Origin of the sequence: Dietzia sp. SLG310A2-38A2, assembly GCF_014145095.1 — a bacterium.
Taxonomy (GTDB): domain Bacteria; phylum Actinomycetota; class Actinomycetes; order Mycobacteriales; family Mycobacteriaceae; genus Dietzia.
The window spans coordinates 1-2020 of sequence record NZ_JAALDX010000517.1; the positions used below are offsets into that span (position 1 = coordinate 1).

The 2020-nt window shown below is 69.6% G+C and carries 3 protein-coding genes; 2 read left to right on the forward strand and 1 reads right to left on the reverse strand.

Annotation, left to right across the window (positions count from 1 at the left end):
* The coding region (locus G6027_RS16420; RefSeq protein ID WP_241727208.1) for a pentapeptide repeat-containing protein at positions 1 to 665 on the forward strand (665 nt) is incomplete at its 5' end.
* Between the two features lie 18 nt (positions 666 to 683).
* Here the strand turns inward: G6027_RS16420 and G6027_RS16425 are convergent.
* Entirely contained in the window at positions 684 to 908 is a 225-nt protein-coding gene (locus G6027_RS16425) for a hypothetical protein (RefSeq protein ID WP_241727209.1), read from the reverse strand.
* A gap of 254 nt (positions 909 to 1162) precedes the next feature.
* Here G6027_RS16425 and G6027_RS16430 point away from each other — a divergent pair.
* A partial coding sequence (locus G6027_RS16430) for a glycoside hydrolase family 25 protein (protein ID WP_182638086.1) occupies positions 1163 to 2020 on the forward strand: 858 nt, incomplete at its 3' end.

A 2020-nucleotide genomic window follows, 5' to 3' on the forward strand; every position in this document is an offset into this window, starting at 1 on the left:
CCGGCTCACCCCGACCCCCCGCCACCCCGTCCCTGCCGCGGCGGGAGCAACTCCGGCCGCCGCGGTCCGATCTCGAACCGGACGGACTGTGGGACGGCGTCCGGGCCACCGCCGCGGACGCCCCCTCCCCTGACGAGGGCACGGCCCTCATCGGCGGCGCGGAGATCCGTGAGTCGTCACTGGAGGGCATCCGCCTGAGCAGCGCCAGGGCCGATTCTCTCCGACTCACCGACGTCGTGGTCAGCAGCTGCGACCTGTCCGGGATGGTCGCCGACGGGGCCACGTTCACCCGGGTCAGGTTCCTCGGGTGCCGGCTCACCGGCATGGTCCTGTCCGACGCCAAGCTCACCGACGTGTCCTTCGAGGACTGTCACGCCGACATGATCAACCTGCGGATGGCCCGGCTCCAGCGGGTGCGCCTGTCCTCCACCCGCTGCAGGCAGGCCGACCTGCTGGAGGCGCGGGTGGCGGACTTGTCGACCGACGGCGCGGACCTGCGCGGGGCGACCCTCGACCGGGCCACGTTCACCGCGGCGGACCTCAGGGGTGCCGACCTGGAGGATGTCCGGGGAGCATCCGCACTCCGGGGGGCGATCATCTCTCCTGAGCAGGTCCTGGGGGTCGGACTGGCACTGATCGGCGAGGCGGGGATCAGAGTCGAGTAGACGGTACCGGGCGAGCCCTCAGGGCAGATGGGAGGCGGCGTCGCGCCACTGGTTGACGGCCCGGTTGATCACTGCCTGGAGGCGGAGGACCTGGTCGCGGTCGGTGAGCGTGATGCCGTCGACGTCGGTCCGCAGAAAGAGTTCCGGCACCCCGCGTCCGGCGCCGTTCTCGTCGAGGACCACCTTCTCGGCGACCATCACCTCGAGAACCGCGTCGTCGGCCGGCCCGTCGACTTCGGCCACGAGGTCATGCCGGTAACGAGGGGTCGAACAATCTACTGCATCGGTCACGAGGGGAACTCCCGACTGGAACGGAGGGACGTTTCCAATGATAGGGGCGACAAAAAGACTGATTGCACCAGTGGGGCAGCGTGTTACCGGTTGTGACGGTTCCGTGACCCACGCCACCCCCAGCGCAGCCCTGCCGCCGGCGGCAATTGTGGGAAAAGTTGCGTGAGTTGCTTGTGTGACAGTTGTTACTAATTGATACTCCTCCTATGACACCAGACGGTCAGCCAGCCAGCCGCGCCCTCGTCCCCCGCCTGCTCGTGGCCCTCGCCTCAGCGGCCGCCCTGGCTCTCGGACTCCTCGTCGTCGTCATATCCCCCCGCGCCGACGCCGTCATCCCCCTCTCCCCCGCCTTCGACGGCCTGGCCCGTGGCGTCGACTCCTCGAGCTGGCAGCACCCGCACGGCGCGCCGGTCGACTGGCACGCGGCGGCCGCAGCCGGCCAGTCCTTCGCCTTTGTCAAGGCCACCGAGGGCACCGGTCCCGCGAACCGCTACTACGAGGCGGACGTCGAACAGGCCCGGGCCTCCGGCATGTCGGTGGGCAGCTATCACAAGGCCCGGCCCGCGATGGATCCCTCGGTCCAGGCGCACGCCTTCGCCACCCGCCTGCAGTCCGTGGGAGGTCAGCAGCTACCGCCGGTGCTCGACATCGAGACCGACGAGGGCAAGAACCCGGACGAGCTGATCGAGTGGACGCGGGTCTTCCTCACCGAACTCCAGCACCTCACCGGGCGTACGCCGATCATCTACACGTACCGCTTCTTCTGGATCGACCGGATGGCCAACACGACCCAGTTCTCCGAGTACCCGTTGTGGCTTGCCGAATACGGGGTCCCCGAGCCGACCCTCCCCGTGATCGGCGGGTGGAGCGAGTGGCTGTTCTGGCAGTCCTCGGAGACCGGCGAGGTGCCAGGCTTCTCCGGTCCGGTGGATCTCAACGTCTTCTCCGGGACACGCGAGGAGATCGGTGCGTGGATGGGCCCCGTCACTCCGGGTGAGGCGCCGCCGGCCCCCGCGCCGGTCCCCGCACCAGAGGCCCCGCCCGCTCCGGCACCGGAGATCGCG